This is a genomic window from Pseudomonas sp. FG86 (assembly GCF_057808775.1).
On sequence record NZ_JBMDIS010000007.1, the window covers coordinates 25662 to 40857 of the forward strand.

22 protein-coding genes are annotated in these 15196 nt (G+C 58.0%); 20 read left to right on the forward strand and 2 right to left on the reverse strand.

Annotation, left to right across the window (positions count from 1 at the left end; translation table 11 throughout):
- Window positions 1-35: 35 nt before the first annotated feature.
- From ACODSV_RS06680 to ACODSV_RS06715, 8 genes are read left to right on the forward strand one after another with little or no spacing between them, the layout of a single operon-like run.
- A complete protein-coding gene (locus ACODSV_RS06680; protein ID WP_150095479.1) occupies window positions 36-377 on the forward strand; it encodes a hypothetical protein in 342 nt (113 codons plus the stop codon).
- A 38-nt stretch (window positions 378-415) separates the two neighbouring features.
- Window positions 416-667 (forward strand): putative holin, encoded by a 252-nt coding sequence (locus tag ACODSV_RS06685; protein WP_083263058.1) that lies wholly within the window; start codon window positions 416-418, stop codon window positions 665-667.
- A 43-nt stretch (window positions 668-710) separates the two neighbouring features.
- Complete coding sequence (locus ACODSV_RS06690) at window positions 711-1307, forward strand: transglycosylase SLT domain-containing protein (RefSeq protein WP_150056237.1); 597 nt, start codon at window positions 711-713, stop codon at window positions 1305-1307.
- The gene (locus ACODSV_RS06695) at window positions 1304-1924 is read left to right on the forward strand and encodes a DNA-packaging protein (protein WP_150056238.1); all 621 of its coding nucleotides are present in this window, start codon (window positions 1304-1306) and stop codon (window positions 1922-1924) included. The genes ACODSV_RS06690 and ACODSV_RS06695 overlap by 4 nt, the downstream gene beginning before the upstream one ends.
- Window positions 1911-2129, forward strand: coding sequence for a TraR/DksA C4-type zinc finger protein (locus ACODSV_RS06700; protein WP_150056239.1), 219 nt, complete (start codon window positions 1911-1913; stop codon window positions 2127-2129). The genes ACODSV_RS06695 and ACODSV_RS06700 overlap by 14 nt, the downstream gene beginning before the upstream one ends.
- Window positions 2129-2440, forward strand: coding sequence for a hypothetical protein (locus tag ACODSV_RS06705; RefSeq protein ID WP_150056240.1), 312 nt, complete (start codon window positions 2129-2131; stop codon window positions 2438-2440). The genes ACODSV_RS06700 and ACODSV_RS06705 overlap by 1 nt, the downstream gene beginning before the upstream one ends.
- Window positions 2437-2748: a hypothetical protein gene (locus ACODSV_RS06710; protein ID WP_150056241.1), complete on the forward strand. Its 312-nt coding sequence runs from the start codon at window positions 2437-2439 to the stop codon at window positions 2746-2748. The genes ACODSV_RS06705 and ACODSV_RS06710 overlap by 4 nt, the downstream gene beginning before the upstream one ends.
- A gap of 4 nt (window positions 2749-2752) precedes the next feature.
- A complete protein-coding gene (locus tag ACODSV_RS06715) occupies window positions 2753-3265 on the forward strand; it encodes a DUF3486 family protein (RefSeq protein ID WP_150056242.1) in 513 nt (170 codons plus the stop codon).
- Between the two features lie 8 nt (window positions 3266-3273).
- Here the strand turns inward: ACODSV_RS06715 and ACODSV_RS06720 are convergent, their stop codons facing one another.
- Window positions 3274-3756, reverse strand: a complete 483-nt coding sequence (locus ACODSV_RS06720) for a hypothetical protein (RefSeq protein WP_150056243.1) — start codon at window positions 3754-3756, stop codon at window positions 3274-3276.
- A 323-nt stretch (window positions 3757-4079) separates the two neighbouring features.
- Between ACODSV_RS06720 and ACODSV_RS06725 the strand changes: the two genes are divergently transcribed.
- Complete coding sequence (locus ACODSV_RS06725; RefSeq protein WP_263398866.1) at window positions 4080-5408, forward strand: hypothetical protein; 1329 nt, start codon at window positions 4080-4082, stop codon at window positions 5406-5408.
- Window positions 5408-6964, forward strand: a complete 1557-nt coding sequence (locus tag ACODSV_RS06730) for a DUF935 domain-containing protein (RefSeq protein WP_150055154.1) — start codon at window positions 5408-5410, stop codon at window positions 6962-6964. Before ACODSV_RS06725 ends, ACODSV_RS06730 begins: the two co-directional genes overlap by 1 nt.
- 10 nt (window positions 6965-6974) lie before the next feature.
- On the opposite strand, the gene ACODSV_RS06735 is transcribed toward ACODSV_RS06730, so the two are convergent.
- Window positions 6975-7241 carry a hypothetical protein gene (locus ACODSV_RS06735; RefSeq protein WP_150055153.1) on the reverse strand — a complete coding sequence of 89 codons (267 nt, stop codon included), beginning with the start codon at window positions 7239-7241 and terminating at the stop codon, window positions 6975-6977.
- A gap of 106 nt (window positions 7242-7347) precedes the next feature.
- On the opposite strand from ACODSV_RS06735, the gene ACODSV_RS06740 reads away from it, so the two are divergent.
- From ACODSV_RS06740 to ACODSV_RS06785, 10 genes are all read left to right on the forward strand, one after another.
- Window positions 7348-8625, forward strand: a complete 1278-nt coding sequence (locus tag ACODSV_RS06740; protein ID WP_150055152.1) for a PBECR2 nuclease fold domain-containing protein — start codon at window positions 7348-7350, stop codon at window positions 8623-8625.
- Between the two features lie 9 nt (window positions 8626-8634).
- The gene (locus ACODSV_RS06745; RefSeq protein ID WP_150055151.1) at window positions 8635-9117 is read left to right on the forward strand and encodes a phage virion morphogenesis protein; all 483 of its coding nucleotides are present in this window, start codon (window positions 8635-8637) and stop codon (window positions 9115-9117) included.
- 151 nt (window positions 9118-9268) lie between these two features.
- Complete coding sequence (locus ACODSV_RS06750; protein WP_150055150.1) at window positions 9269-10306, forward strand: DUF4062 domain-containing protein; 1038 nt, start codon at window positions 9269-9271, stop codon at window positions 10304-10306.
- 79 nt (window positions 10307-10385) lie between these two features.
- Window positions 10386-11354: a phage protease gene (locus ACODSV_RS06755; protein ID WP_454844055.1), complete on the forward strand. Its 969-nt coding sequence runs from the start codon at window positions 10386-10388 to the stop codon at window positions 11352-11354.
- A 26-nt stretch (window positions 11355-11380) separates the two neighbouring features.
- On the forward strand, window positions 11381-12274 hold the full coding sequence (locus ACODSV_RS06760) for a Mu-like prophage major head subunit gpT family protein (protein ID WP_150055148.1): 894 nt from the start codon (window positions 11381-11383) through the stop codon (window positions 12272-12274).
- A 9-nt stretch (window positions 12275-12283) separates the two neighbouring features.
- Window positions 12284-12811, forward strand: a complete 528-nt coding sequence (locus ACODSV_RS06765; protein ID WP_150055147.1) for an HI1506-related protein — start codon at window positions 12284-12286, stop codon at window positions 12809-12811.
- Window positions 12808-13299, forward strand: coding sequence for a phage protein Gp36 family protein (locus ACODSV_RS06770; RefSeq protein WP_150055146.1), 492 nt, complete (start codon window positions 12808-12810; stop codon window positions 13297-13299). The genes ACODSV_RS06765 and ACODSV_RS06770 overlap by 4 nt, the downstream gene beginning before the upstream one ends.
- Entirely contained in the window at window positions 13299-13865 is a 567-nt protein-coding gene (locus ACODSV_RS06775) for a phage protein Gp37 (RefSeq protein WP_150055145.1), read from the forward strand. The genes ACODSV_RS06770 and ACODSV_RS06775 overlap by 1 nt, the downstream gene beginning before the upstream one ends.
- Window positions 13865-14092 carry a DUF2635 domain-containing protein gene (locus ACODSV_RS06780; protein WP_190300982.1) on the forward strand — a complete coding sequence of 76 codons (228 nt, stop codon included), beginning with the start codon at window positions 13865-13867 and terminating at the stop codon, window positions 14090-14092. Before ACODSV_RS06775 ends, ACODSV_RS06780 begins: the two co-directional genes overlap by 1 nt.
- Window positions 14089-15189 (forward strand): phage tail sheath C-terminal domain-containing protein, encoded by a 1101-nt coding sequence (locus ACODSV_RS06785; protein WP_150055144.1) that lies wholly within the window; start codon window positions 14089-14091, stop codon window positions 15187-15189. Before ACODSV_RS06780 ends, ACODSV_RS06785 begins: the two co-directional genes overlap by 4 nt.
- Window positions 15190-15196 lie beyond the last annotated feature (7 nt).

Below are 15196 nucleotides of genomic sequence, written 5' to 3' on the forward strand. Positions count from 1 at the left end.
AGCTGGCACCGTTCCCCCAACGGCAGGTTCGCACCATGCACTCCGCTCCCGCTCTCTCCAAAGTCGCCCGACCTCGATGGCCACGCCAGTTTGCCCAGCTCATTCTCTCCGCTGGTGACGATGCTGCGCGGGCGGTGCTATGGGCCAAGGTTCCGGCCGACTGGCGGGAGTTGGTGCAACTGCATATCGCACAGGCTGACGGCCGCACCGAGCAGCACGTGCGCCAACAAGAGAAGTTGCGCCCCGCTGTAAGAACCATCACGCCGACCTTCGCCAAGTACCGGGCACCCGTCCATGTACCCGGCAACGCCGTGGTCGCCGCTCAACACTTGGCCGCACTGCGGGCCACCATCCACTCACCGCGAGCATCCCAATGACTTCCACCGAACCGAAGCGGCGTCCCCGGACGCCCCGTATGACCTTCTGGGCGCTGATCACCATCGCCTTGCTGTTCTGCCTGGCCATCGTCGCCCCGACAAAGCTGCCCGTCGTCCTCTATAAATGCGGCCTGGTCACGCTGGGTTGTGTGTTGGGTTACTGGCTGGATCGAGCGCTGTTCCCCTACGCCCGACCGGACATGGTGCCCAGCTGCGAACGTTCCATGGCTGGCATCCGGCGTGCCCTGGTCGTGCTGGGCTGTGTCCTCGGCCTGACGTTGGGGCTCTGACATGCGGCGCTCTCGCTCTCTTCTCTACATAGCTGCCGCGTGCATGGGATTGCTCGTGGTGTTAGCCGCCAGTCCACCCGCCAAGGCCAAGATCCCGGACCAGGCCGACCGCTATCGCCGCGATCTAACCCGCATCGCCCAGGCCGAGTGGGGCCTGGATGCCCCGGTGTCCACCTTCGCCGCCCAGATCCACCAGGAAAGCCGCTGGAAGTTCAACGCGAAATCGCCCGTCGGTGCGCAAGGCTTGGGCCAGGTGATGCCCTCGACCGCCACCTGGCTCGCCGAGTTGTTCCCCAAGGCCCTCGGCAAGATCGAACCGTATAACCCGGTTTGGTCCATGCAGGCGCTTGTCAGCTATGACCGCTGGCTGGCGAACCGCATCCAGGCTCGTAGCCCCTGCGAACAAGGAGCGCTGATCCTTTCTGCCTATAACGGCGGTTTGGGCTGGGTGATCAAAGACCGCAAGCTGGCATCGGCTAAGGGTGCCGATCCGCTGACCTGGTTCGACTCTGTCGAGCGGTTCAACAACGGCCGCTCGGCCGCTGCCTTTAAGGAAAACCGTCAATACCCGCGCCTGATCCTGTTGCGCTGGGAAGCCCTGTACGTCGGCGATGGGTGGGGCCAAGGGGTGTGCCAATGAAAGGTGTCTTTGACCTGGTCAAGCCGTTGCTCTGGTACGTCGGCGTGATCGCCATCGTGGTGTATGGACTGCATTTGAATCGGCAAGACGGCTATGACGAGGGCTACAGCCTGGCTAAATCCCAAGGGCAAACCGACGTCGAAAAGCTGCAAAAGGTCTATGCCAAGGAAAGGCAATTGGCGGCAGAGACCGCGCTCTCTGAGCTGCGCACCGAACAGGACAAGGGCAACGCGCTGGCAACTCAACTCGCCGACGCTAAAGAAAGCCTGCGTCAAACCACCGACCGACTAAAGGGAGATATCGCCCGTGTTACCAAACTCTATCGCCGCGCCCTGGATACGAAGCCGGAGGCACTGCCTGTTGCTGTGTTCACTACTGGCTTTATCCGCGTGTGGAACACCGCCAACGGTTTTGCCCCCACCGCCAGCATGCCAACCCCGAACGGCCCCGGCCGAACTCCTGCGCCTACCAGCGGAACCGGAACCGCTGACGACCTCGACTCAGGCGTCACCCAGGAACAACTCCTGACCAACCAGGTGCGCAATGGCGAGCTGTACGGAATCTGCCGGGCACAGCTCACCCGCCTGATCAATTGGACCCGCAATGAAAGCAAGTGACTACGCCAGCGTGTTGGAAACCCTGCACAACGAAAGCGCTTTAGCGACCCATTTGGCACAGCAAGAAGTATTAACAGGCCCATCGGCCGAGTTCTGTCAGGTGGCCGATTGCGACATGCCCATCCCGGAAGACAGACGCCAGGCCATGCCCGGTGTGCAGCGCTGCGCGCAGTGCCAAACCCGTCGCGAAAGGAGCAAGCACTGATGGCGACGTTTGAAATGCCGGTATGGCAGATGATCAGTATCGCCGTGACCATCCTCGGTGCGTTTGTCGGCGTGATGAAAATGCTCCTGGTGCAAATGGAGCGCCGCCTGGATCAACGCTTCGCCATCGTGGACAAGGACAGCGAGCGCTTGCGCCAGGTCGAGATCGGGCTGGAGCGCCTTCGCGGTGAAATGCCTTTGAACTACGTCCGCCGCGAAGACTGGGTGCGCAATCAATCCATTATTGAAGCCAAGCTCGACGGCCTGGCGCTCAAGTTAGAAAACGTTCAGCTCAAAGGACTACGCCCATGAACATTGATCAAGCCAAGGTACGCCGGGAATCCCTGCGTTGGTACATCATCCTGACGCTCAACACGTCGCGCCCCGTCGATCCCCACGAAGCTGTGGTGCTGTCTACGATCCAGGGCATCTTCCCGGACGCCACCAGCTTGGAGTTGCGGCGCGAACTGGACTACCTTGCCGACCGTGGCCTGGTCACGCTGAACAAGCAACCGAGTGGCGTATGGGTTTGTGGGCTGACCCACTACGGCGTCGACATTGCCGAGTACACGATCCCATGCAATCCAGGCGTAGCTCGCCCAGAAAAATACTGGAGCTGACGCCATGCCCCCGCGCAGCAAAGTCGCCAGTCTGCCGAAGTCGGTCAAAACCTGGCTCGACAAAGCCCTGGCCGAGAACAATTTCAGCGACTACGAAGCCCTGGCGAGCGAGCTATCCACCCAGGGTTTTTCGATCAGCAAGTCGGCGCTGCATCGTTATGGTCAGGACTTTGAGTCCAAGTTATCGGCATTGAAGATGGCGAGCGAGCAGGCGCGTGCTGTGGTGGCTGCGGCACCGGATGAAGAAGGTGCCGTCAACGAAGCGCTGATGCGTCTGGTCCAGGAACATCTATTCAAGCTGCTGATGAGCGACGGCGACCAGATGGACTTGCCCAAGGTAGCCAAGGCCGTGGCGGAACTGGGCAAAGCGTCGGTCGTGCAGAAGAAGTGGCAGTCCGAGTGGCGGGAAAAGGCCGAGGCAGCAGCATCTAGAGTCGAAAAGATCGCCCAAAAGGGCGGGCTAAACGCAGCAACAGTTGCAGAGATCCGACGAGAGATACTGGGGGTTGCCGGATGACTCCTAAGCTAACGGCTTTTCATGCTATCTGGAATAAATGCAAAATCGATGCCCAAACTGTAATCGCAATTAGGACAGATAAATTTCATCCAGCCTTGAGCGCCATAAGGCCTACCTCCTTTCATTATCGAGCGCTTTCCATCATCAAAGCATTTGGTGCAGCAAAAGTGCTCGGGCTCGCTCCCCGCGTACTCCGATTTCATGGCGTATACAAACTTACCCCCACCTACGGTTTGCAGCTCGTAACGATCCAGTACATTAGTTTTAGCTTGAGAAAGTCTAAGTTGCTCCTCCACCTGAGTAATTCGCTGAACCAGTCCCATTTGCTCAACTTGCGCATTCATAAGCTGCTGTTGCAGCTCCATGAGATTATTTGTGAGATCAAAAACCCGGCTTCGAACCAGTTCTTCGTCACGCAAGGTGAGCAGAGACTGAGTTATTTCTTTTGCGGCGTTTGCGCTTGCTACAGCACTCGAAAACCATTCAAACATGAAGGCGCTCCTTTGCACATTATTTGGCACCGCAAGCCTAGCACTCGGGGTATGAGAGCGTGAAGCCCCCATCGGAAGCGGCAGGTCGTGTGACTGTATCCCCACTGGAGACGATGACATCTTCTAATGTTTTAGATGGTGCACCTGCGGTGTTGTTGGAGTATCAGAAGCGATGGATTGGCATTCGAGCGCCCCTTAAAGTTGGAGAAAAGTCACGTCGTATTGGTCTTACTTGGGCCGAAGCAGCAGATAATGTTCTAGTTGCAGCAGCTCAGAAAGCAGCCGCAGGTCAGACGGTCTATTACCTTGGTTACAACCAGGACATGACCGTGGAGTACATCCAGGCCTGTGCCATGTGGGCACGAGCCTTCAACTACGCAGCGGAAGAGATCGAGGAAGGCATCTGGCCCGACAGCGACCCCGACAAACATATCAAGACCTACACCATCGTTTTCCCCAGCGGCCACCGCATTGTCGCGCTGACCAGCCGACCGTCCAACCTCCGGGGCCGTCAGGGTGTTGTCGTGATCGACGAAGCGGCGTTCCACCAGGATCTGGCCGAGCTGCTGAAAGCCGCACTGGCGCTATTGATCTGGGGCGGTGAAGTCCATGTGATCAGCACGCACGACGGCACCGAAAACGCCTTCAATGAACTGATCAACGATATCCGTGCAGGCAAGCGCAAGGGGGCATTGTTCCGCTGCCCATTCCGCGAAGCCGTATCTGATGGGCTTTACAACAGGGTCTGCCTGCGCAAAGGCATTGAGTACAAGCCCGAGGAAGAAGCTGCCTGGGTACAGGACGTTTACGACTTCTACGGCGATGCTGCTGAAGAGGAGCTGGATTGCGTACCGTCTCAAGGCGGCGGTGCCTTCCTCAGCATGGCGCTGGTTGAGCAGCGCAGTAACCGCGACGTGCCGGTACTGCGCCTGGCGTACCCGCAGGGTTACGAAACCATCGCCGAACACCTGCGCCTGGCCGAGTCCCTGGAATGGTGCGAAGAGCATTTGCTCCCGCTGCTTTCGGCGATTCCGCTGGACGTTCAGAGCTTCTATGGCATGGACTTCGGCCGCTCCGGCGACCTCTCGGTCTTCTGGCCATTGCTCAAAGAACAGAATCTGCGCAAACGCACGCCCTTTGTGGTCGAGCTGCGTAACGTCCCGTTCAAGCAACAACTCCAGATTAAGTTTTACATCATTCGTCGCTTACCCAACTTCCTCAAAGGCGCTGACGACGCCAGGGGCAACGGCTCGCAACTGTCGGAAGACACCGCCGTCGAGTTCGGCTTCAACCGCATCGAGCGAGTGATGCTCACCGAGGGCTGGTATCGCGACAACATGCCGCCGTTCAAGGCCTCCCTGGAAGACGACACGTTCTACGACATCCCTGCCGACAAGGACGTGGTCAGCGACGTGCGCGCCTTTCGGATGGTCAAGGGCGTGGCCCGTATCCCGGAAAAACGCACCAACGAGAAAGGCGAAAGATCTGGCCCCAAGCGCCACGGCGACGCCGGTATCGCCGCCGTGTTGGCCGACTACGCCTCCCGCCAGGAAGTCGAGATCATCGAGTATCACCGAGTCCAACCCGCGTCCCAGCATGATCGCGAGATCCAGATCGGCGCCGGTTGGCGCTCCACAAAAGGCATTTGGTAATGGCTGAATCCAAAATCGTCGACCAATACGGTCGCCCGATCCAGTACGACAAGCTCACCGAAGAACTGGCCGCAGCCCGTACCACCGGCATTCGCCAGGTTTGGCACCAGTCGGTAGCAAGCGGCCTGACACCTGGTCGACTTGCTGCCATCCTGCAGGCGGCTGCAGAAGGTAGCGCCCATGACTACTTGACCCTTGCCGAGGAAATGGAAGAACGGGATCTGCATTACGCCTCGGTGTTAGGCACTCGCAAGCTAGCTGTGTCCGGCTTAGCCATTCGTATCGAAGCCGCCAGCGACGATGCCGAAGATGTACGCCGCGCCGACCAGCTCAAGGAAATAGTCGACTCCCCTGAGTTCGGCGAGCTTCAAGCCGACCTCACCGACGCCATGGGCAAGGGCTATGCCGTCTCTGAAATCATGTGGGATCGGAGCGGCAAGACCTGGAACCCATCGCGCTTTGAACCACGGGACCAGCGCTTCTTCCAGTTCGACCGCGACACCGGCCGGGAACTGCGGCTGCTGGATGAAACCGACATGGTCGATGGCATTCCTTTGACACCGTACAAGTTCATTGTCCACCTACCGCGCATTCGTTCGGGCCTGCCGATCCGGGGTGGTCTGGCGCGCCTGGCTGCGGTGGGATACATGTGCAAGGCATGGACTTGGAAGGACTGGATGGGCTTCGCTGACATCTTCGGCATGCCTATGCGTGTCGGTCGCTACGGGCCTGGTGCGAGCAAGGACGATATCGCCACCCTGATGTCAGCTGTGGCGAATTTGGGCAGCGATGCGGCGGCGGTGATCCCGGACAGTATGCGCATCGACTTTACCCAGGCGGCCAATGTGACCGGCGCCGGGGACTTCTTCAGGGGCCTGGCCGAGTGGTGGGATAAGCAGGTCAGCAAGGCCGTGGTCGGTCAGACGATGTCCACCGACGATGGCTCCAGCCAGGCCCAGGCGACGATCCATAACGAAGTTCGTTTGGACTTGCTGCAAGCCGATGCCAAGGCCGAATCCAATACGCTGAACCGCTACTTTGTGCGCCCTTGGTGCGATCTGAACTTTACACCTGGTCGTCCATATCCGCGATTGATCCTCGACGTACCCAAGCCCGAAAACGCCAAGATCTTGATCGAAGCGTTGGAAAAATTGGTACCGCTTGGGTTGAAGGTTGAACAGTCAGTTATCCGCGACAAGCTCAACATCCCGGCTCCGGCCGCAGGTGCGGAACTGCTGGGCGCTGTTTCGCCTGTTGCCACCCCGGTGCTGGCACAGGCAGCCAACAGAGAGCAAACGCCCGCGAAACCGGCAGTAGTGCGGGATATCGTGGATAACCAGGTGCGGACGATGGAGCGAACTGTAGGGGTGTACCTGGATGACATGGTCGAGCAGATCAAGGAACTGCTCGACACCGTTCATAGCCTGGAAGAGTTTCGGGATCGGTTGATTGAAACCTATCCAGATATGACTACTAATCAGCTAGCAGATGCTATTGCTGACGGGCTCGTAGCTGCCAGCTTGGCTGGACGCGACGATATATTGCGGGGGCTGTAAGCACCAAAGCTCAAGGAAGAAGTTTATGCAGTAGGGCTGCTGCACCACCCCAGGCAATTACGTACAACCCCTTGGAGATCAGCAGACTGATGTTATCTGCAATTCCTGCGAGGTCTGCTGCATGTTGGGGGCCTGGGAAAACAAACGCTACAACCAAAAAGCCAACGATAGCAGTGACGATCCACGCAATACCTTTATCTTTTTTTGCCAGCAGCCACGTCACAAAGAACAACAATGCACCGAGAAGGAACGAGTAAAACATGAACTCTTTAATCATCTGAAAATCACTCCACAAAAATTACGGGTTAGAGGCATATGATCGGCCACAGAGAAGAAATATTTAGGGTTGCGTCAGACTTATCCATCAAATGGATACGTGCGTAATGGCCGTGTCCCATGGATCTCTACCGTTCAAAGAGCAGATCGACTACTTTCGCGGCAAGGTCGATTTGCCAACCCGTTCTTGGACGGACGTGTACACCGCCGAACACGACTACGCCTTTGTTGTGGCTGGCGCAGTCAAACGTGACTTGCTCGCCGATCTGCGTGGCGCCGTTGAGAAGTCCATCGCCAACGGAACCACCCTAGAACAGTTCCGCAAAGACTTCGACCAGGTCGTCGGCAAACATGGCTGGCAGTACCAGGGCGAGCGCGGTTGGCGCACCAATGTCATTTGGGAAACCAACCTACGCCAGTCCTATAACGCCGGTCGTGAAGCTCAGATGGCGGACCCGGAATTACGCAAGCGCCGTCCCTACGGTATTTACCGCCACGGTGACAGCGCACACCCGCGTCCAATGCACCTGGCCTGGAACGGCACCACGCTCCCGCTAGATGATCCATGGTGGTCGACGCACACCCCGCAAAACGGCTGGGGCTGCAAGTGCAAGAAGTTCATGGCCTCGGCCAGGGACATAGAACGCCAGGGCCTGACGATTGGCCCAGCGCCCGCTATTGAGTGGGAAGACCGGGTCATCGGCAAGAACAGCCCCAATGGCCCGCGCACGGTGCGGATACCCAAGGGCATTGATCCCGGCTTTGAATACGCACCAGGTCAATCACGCCTGACTCCAGCCGTACCACCGTTGCGGGCCTACGACCCATTACCCCAGCCCGTACCAGGTGCCAAATACAGCGCCACGACGACGGGTCTCTCAAACCGCCGACTACCAGACGCCATGCCTTCACCCCGGACAGTCCCCGCAACCCGTGTACTACCCGAAGGGCTAACTGACCAAAAGTACCTGGATCAATTCCTCGGCGAGTTCGGCGCAACAGAGTCAGCCCCCGTAGTGTTCAAGGACGTGACCGGGGATGCCGTGGTGATCGGCCGGGACATGTTCAGCAACACGCCCACGGGGCCGTTACTCATTAGGCGTTCCGGCGTTGCGCGGGAGTTGCCTATCCTGGCCGACACATTGAAAGCCCCCGACGAAGTGTGGGTCCGCCTGGAATGGCTAGAAGGTCAGAGCAAGGCCGTAGTGCGCCGCCGCTACCTCCGCCGCTTCAAGGTCGAGGGTCAGCCTACACCGGCCCTTGCGGTGTTCGAAGTCGGCGGCGATGGCTGGGCCGGAGTCAGTTCCTTTGTGCAAGAGGCAGGCAGCACGGAGTACCTTGAGCAGCTTCGCCTTGGCGTACTGCTATATAGCCGCCCTGAATAGGAGATCCCCATGGCCGGTGCAATGCTTGATGTCGTCATCGATAGCAGTCTGGTTGGCAAAGCCCTGGAAGAGTTGGGCCGCCGCCTGGACGACTTCACCACACCGCTTAATGACATCGGTGAATACCTTCACCAGTCAACCGACGAACGATTCCGCCGTAAGGTCGCGCCTGACGGCTCGCCCTGGGCGCCGCTCTCGCCTGTGACCCTAGCCAGAAAGAAAGGCACAGGCATCCTCCGGGAGAAAGGTACTCTCCAGGACACCCTGCGCAAGCAAGCCACCAGTACGGAGCTGGCGTTCGGTACGGACCGGCCTTATGGTGCGGTCCATCAGTTCGGGCAGAAGAAAGGCGCGTCCGGTAAAACGAGCAAGAGTAGCTCTATTCCATGGGGTGATATCCCTGCGAGGGAGTACTTAGGGCTCTCTACCGAGGATGAAACAGAGGTGCTGTTCATCATCCATGACTACCTTAACGAGCCACTGACAGGTTGACGGCTGCAAGCGCGCTGTAGGAGCCGATTTGCTTGGGCGGTACATCGGCGCAAATAATGTTACGAAGAGGCGTTAGACCTGCGTTAGATTGGCTCCAACCGCTCGTACTATCCTGCTTTGTCGGGCGAGCAGAAAAAAGGAGCCTCAAGAAATGGAAAAACGTTATCAGGTATTTGTCAGCTCTACGTTCTGGGATCTTGAGGACGCACGGCAAGAAGTAATGCAGGCGCTACTGGAGCAAGACTGCATGCCATCAGGTATGGAACTGTTCCCCGCGACGAATGAAGATCAATGGAGTCTCATCAAAAAGGTGATTGATGATAGCGATTACTACATCGTTGTACTGGCCGGAAGGTATGGTTCAGTAGGGCCTTCAGGGCAAAGCTACACCGAGATGGAGTATCGGTATGCCTTAGAGACCGGCAAGCCTATCCTTGGCTTTATTCATCGTAATATTGGTGAGCTGCCTGCCAAGTTCAGCGAAACAAGTACAGAGAACAGAGAAAAGCTCGAAAGCTTTCATGAATTGGTAAAGCAAAAGCTGTGCAAGTTCTGGGAGACCCCGGCGGAACTTGGCGGGCATGTAAGCCGAAGCCTGATTAAGCTTACAAAAAGTCATCCGGCTATTGGTTGGGTTCGCGGAAATCTAGTGCCTAACGAAAGTGCTGCGGAAGAAATATTAAGTCTCCGTCGCCGTATAGATGAGTTAGAGCTTGAGAATCAGTCTATAAAAACCTCTGAGCCGGAAGGTGCAGAATACTTGGCCCAGGGGAATGATAAGTACAGCGTGCGGTATACTTATTTCGCTTACGGAGCGCCAAACGGCACATCTGGGAATTTATATGGCGAATTGGAGATTAGCTGGAACTATATTCATGCATTACTTTCCCCGCTCATGATTGATGAAGCATCAGATACCACATTAAAGCATACGCTGAGCGAAGCAATTGAAAGCCTGATGGTAACGAACTTACCAGCAGATGATCGCCCGAAAAAGATTATGAATTTCGAAGTTTCTGACTCGGACTATCAAACCATTAAGATACAACTTCGCGCGCTCGGCTATATTGCAAAAAGCAGTAAAGCCAGAAGCGTTAAAGATACAGCGACGTATTGGACGCTAACCCCTTACGGTGACACGGTGATGACCAGACTGCGTGCTAAACGTAAATATGATGACCTAATCTAAAAACTAGGTTGCTGCTGTTCGCTAAACCTTAAACCCCGCTGATACTCCCTCATCCCGCCAGTCCTCACACACTGGCGGCATGAAAACTCAACTCGCACTCAACACCGACCTTTCCGCCACCGTCTCTGACGGCAAGGCCCCGGAGTGGGTCGAACTAATCCCCCCTGGTCCCAACGTCACCGGCCGCGATGGTCGGCAATGGCTGTTCGACGAACAAGCCGGGACGCTGGTCCAGTCCAGCTTCCTCGGTCGCGCCATCGACCTGCCCATTGATTGGGAACATGCCACCCAGCACCGAGCCAGCAAGGGCGAATCCGCCCCGGCTGCGGGCTGGATCAAGCAATTGGAGCTACGCAACGGCGCGCTATGGGGCCTGGTTGACTGGACCCCTCGGGCCTCTGCGCAAGTCATCAATCGCGAGTACCGCTTCCTTTCCCCTGTCTTCGACTTCGACCCTGATACCACCCGTATTGCTCGCCTGGTCAGCGCGGGCCTGACGAATAAACCTAACTTCCTGCTGACCGCCCTTAATCAAGAAAACACGGAGGTCACGCCTGTGACGCTTTCACCTGCGCTTTTGACTGCACTCGGCTTGCCTTCAACGGCGACCGAAGAACAGGCCCTTGCGGCCACCACCCAACTCAAGGCAACCGCCCAAGCGACCAACACCGAGAAGCCCAACCTTGAGCAGTTCATGCCACGGGCGGACTACGACAGCGTTTTGCAGCGTGCCACCAACGCCGAGCAAGCCCTGGCCGAGCAGAAGAGAACCGAACACAACAAGCAAGTCGATGCGCTGATCACCTCGGCCACCCAAGCCGGGAAGATTACCCCGGCAACGGTCGACTACCACCGCGCCGCCTGCCAGGACGAAACCGGCCTGGCGCGCTTCAAGGCATTCGTCGATGCGGCGCCGGTCGTTGCTGCCCCCTCCAACCTGGACGAGCGCAAGGCCGACAAAACCACCACCGCGCTCAACGCCGAAGAGCAGCACGTCGCCAAGCTGCTGGACATGAGCGACGAGTACTTCATCAAGGGAAAGGCGTAACTCCCTCTATATAAAGGAAGCGATTCATGATCATTACTTCTGGCACCTTGACCGCGTTGTTCACCGCGTACCGGGCCGAGTTCCAAAACGCCCAGGCAGCTACGCCGACCGATTGGGCGCGCATTGCCACGACCGTGCCGTCGACGTCGGCCAGCAACACCTACGGCTGGCTGGGCCAGTTCCCGAACTTCCGCGAGTGGATCGGCGACCGTGTTCTCAAGAACATGGCGGCGCATAGCTACTCGATCACTAACAAGAAGTATGAGTCGTCCGTAGGTGTACCGCGTGACGCCATCGAAGATGACCAGATCGGCGTCTATAAGCCGCTGTTTGCCGAGATGGGCCGGGCCTCCACAGCGCACCCGGACGAGCTGGTGTTTAGTCTGTTGAAAGCTGGCGTGACAACTCTGTGCTATGACGGCCAGAACTTCTTCGACACCGACCACCCGGTCTACCCGAACACCGACGGCACCGGCACGGCAATCTCCGTCAGCAACTATCAGGACGGTGAAGGTCCGGCCTGGTATCTGCTCGATGTCAGCCGGGCAATTAAGCCCATCATCTTCCAACTGCGCCGTAAGTACGACCTCAAGGCTATGACCAGCATGGACGACGAAAATGTCTTCATGCGCGATGAGTACCGCTATGGCGTGGATGCCCGTGCGAACGTCGGGTTTGGGTTCTGGCAGTTCGCGTTCTGCTCGAAAGCACCGCTCAACGCCGAGAACTACGCCGCAGCGCGTGCAGCCATGAAGGGTTTCCATGCTGACGGTGGCCGTCCACTCGGTGTTAACCCTGGCCTGTTGGTGGTGCCGTCCCCGCTCGAAGGCGCTGCGCGCAAGCTCCTGGTCAAGGATGCCAACAGTGGCAACGAATGGGCAGGCACCGCCGAAATCCTGGCGCCGAGCTGGTTGGGATAAGGGGGCGTTATGACCATCATTATCACCTCAAAACGCGACGGCTTCCGCCGCTGCGGGGTTGCCCACTCCAGCACGGTTGCGCGTTACCCGGATGACTTCTTTTCGGAAGCGCAGTTGCGGGCTCTGTCAAAAGAGCCTCAGTTGATCCTCGCTTATGAGGAGGATGAATTCGACCAGGTACAGGACCGCCGCGATGAAAGCTTCCAGGAAGTCGATGTATCGAAAGCGCCCGGCACCACACAAAACCATCAGTCGCAGACGCTTGAAGCAAACGTTACAGCGCTGGGTGTTGGAGTGGTTCTGCCCGTAGCCCCGGTGGCGGGCGACCTTGATTCCCTTTGGGAGGATGCCCTCCTGGAAGACCGGGCGCGTGAAGTGGCCAAGGCGCAAGCAGCGTCTGATGTAGAACTTGAATCCCTCTGGGACAACGCCCTCCAGGAAGATCAGGCGCGTGAAGACGCCAAGGCGCAGGCATCGAAACCGCCAGTCAAACCAGGAAAACCCAAGGCAACCAAGGTCGAGGGCGAAGGTAAATGAACCTCTCACTGCCGTCCGCCACCCAGCTCCTGATTCGCTTCGGCGCCCGTGATATCACTCAGGTAGCTGTTCCTGATGACAAGCGGAACATTGAGCCAGAACTGTTGGTGGCTGCCGCTGCTGGCGAGCCGCTGGATAGTTGGGACGCGGAAGATGTGGCAATTGCAGTCGTGACTCTGGCACGGATTGCCGATGCCGTGACTCGGGCGCGCAGTGAGATTTCGTTTTACCTGCGCTTTCGCCCTGTTGGCGAGGACGCCCCGGAGTGGGTGGTCGATGATCTGGCCGAGATCGCCCGTTATCACCTGTATGACGATGCTGGTAAGGAAGAGTCGACGGTGCGGGTGCTTTACAAGGATGTAATCAAGCGCCTTGAGACCCTAGCGAAGGAAGACAAGGAACGTGGTGCCGCCGAGGCGGGCCGGTCGGGCATGCAGCTCACCAGTCAGCCACGGCTCATGTCTCGCACCACCTTGAGGTCGCTCTGATGTTGGGCGAACTGGAGGATCTGATTGAGGCGCGCCTGAAGGAGCTGGTTGTCAAGATCCCGCGCTTGGTTGTGGAAAGCTACGGCGGTGAACTGAGCGACCCGGACCTGTTGTCTGGGTTGCTCAAGCGCTGTCCGGCCGTTCTGGTCATGGTGCCCAAGGTGATGTTTCAGCGGCGTAGTCATGATCGCTACACAGTGCCGATTACTTTCCGCCTAGTGATTGTCACACGACACCCACGTGGCGAGCGGGAAACCCGGCGCGGTAGCGGCCCAAAGGACATAGGTAGCTACGACCTGTGGGAGGCCTGTATGCACCAACTGGTGGAATGGCAGCCCTGGACAGATCGTGCGGCTATCCGTCCGACCGAGCTTTCCAACCTGGTCAACGGCAAGTTTGAGAGTGACCACATGTCTGTCCTGGGGCAGTCATTCGTCATCGAACTGGACTGGAAAAAACCTGAGCTTGATCTGCCAGATCTGCTCAGCATCGACATGCAGTACCACACCCCATCGGGTAACCCCGAGCCGGTGGCCACCGACAACATTGAATTGAGGGACGTGTAATGCAAGTTATTGCTGCACCTGGTCATCAGGTGCCCACTGAAGAAGATCCGTACAAGTACATCGGGGAGGCCAAGGCCGTCGACGTGGCGGACACCTCCTACTACCGTCGCCGTCTGGCTGCAAAAGAGCTGCTGATTCCGGTAGATCAGTCGGCGCTTAAAGAGCCGCCGGTTGATAAAAAAACGCGTGCCAGTGCCAAACAACCCGCACAGGAATCCACTGAATGAGCATCGAATTCGACACGATCCCGGCGTCTATCCGTAAGCCAGGCGTTTACATGGAGTTCAATACCAGCCTGGCACAACGGAATCTGCCGACCAACAAGCAAAGCGTGTGTCTGATCGTTCCCTTGGGTGAAGGTGCAACCATCGAGGCCAATGTGCCGACGCAGTTCTACAGTGCGCCGGAGGCCAAAGCCTTGTTCGGTGGCACCATTGCCGAAGAAATGGCCCACGCTTTTATCACGGCTTATCGTTACGCCGCCGTGTCGGCCGTGGGAGTGGTCGTCCAGGGCGACGTAGAACCGGATATCAAGCCTGCACTGGACGCTACCGCGCTGGGTGGATTTACCATTCTGGTACCAGCCTGGAACAGCAGCACAGCACTGACTGCGCTACGCGAACACATCAAGGTCTACACCAACTCGATGGAGCAGCAAGGCATTATCGGCGTTGCGGCTTTGACCAGCACGCTGTCCGCCGCCACCACCCTGGCTACGTCGCTGAACTCCGGCGCGATCAGTCTGGCGGTGTTGCCAGGCACTGCATCGAAAGCGCACCAAGTGGCCGCGGCCTATGCCGCGATGATCGCCTCGGAAGAAGATCCAGCGCGGCCGCTGAACACCCTGGAACTGGCCGGGATTAAAGTGCCGCCCATCACTCAACGTCTCGGCCGCACCGAGCAGGAAACCGCTCTGGCGAATGGTGTCACGCCGCTGGAAGTCGCGGCTGGTGATGTCATTCAGATCGTCCGCGCCGTGACCACGTACACCAAGTCTGCGGCGGGCGCCACGGACGTGTCGCTCCTGGACCTGACCACCATCCGCACCCTGTATTACATCCGCATGGCGTGCCGTGACCGTATCCGTCTGCGCTTCCCGCGCTCCAAACTTTCGAAGAAAACCCCAGAGGCGGTGCGCGGCGAGCTGCTGGACGTGCTGCTCAAAGCGCAGGAGCTTGAGATCGTCGAGGAAGTCGAGGCCAACGCGGACGGGCTGGTGGTTGAACGTTCGGCCCAGGACGCGAACCGCCTTAACAGCTCAATTCCCGCCGATGTTGTAAACGGCCTGCACGTGTTCGCCGGTCGTATTGACCTGCTCTTGTAAGAGGTGA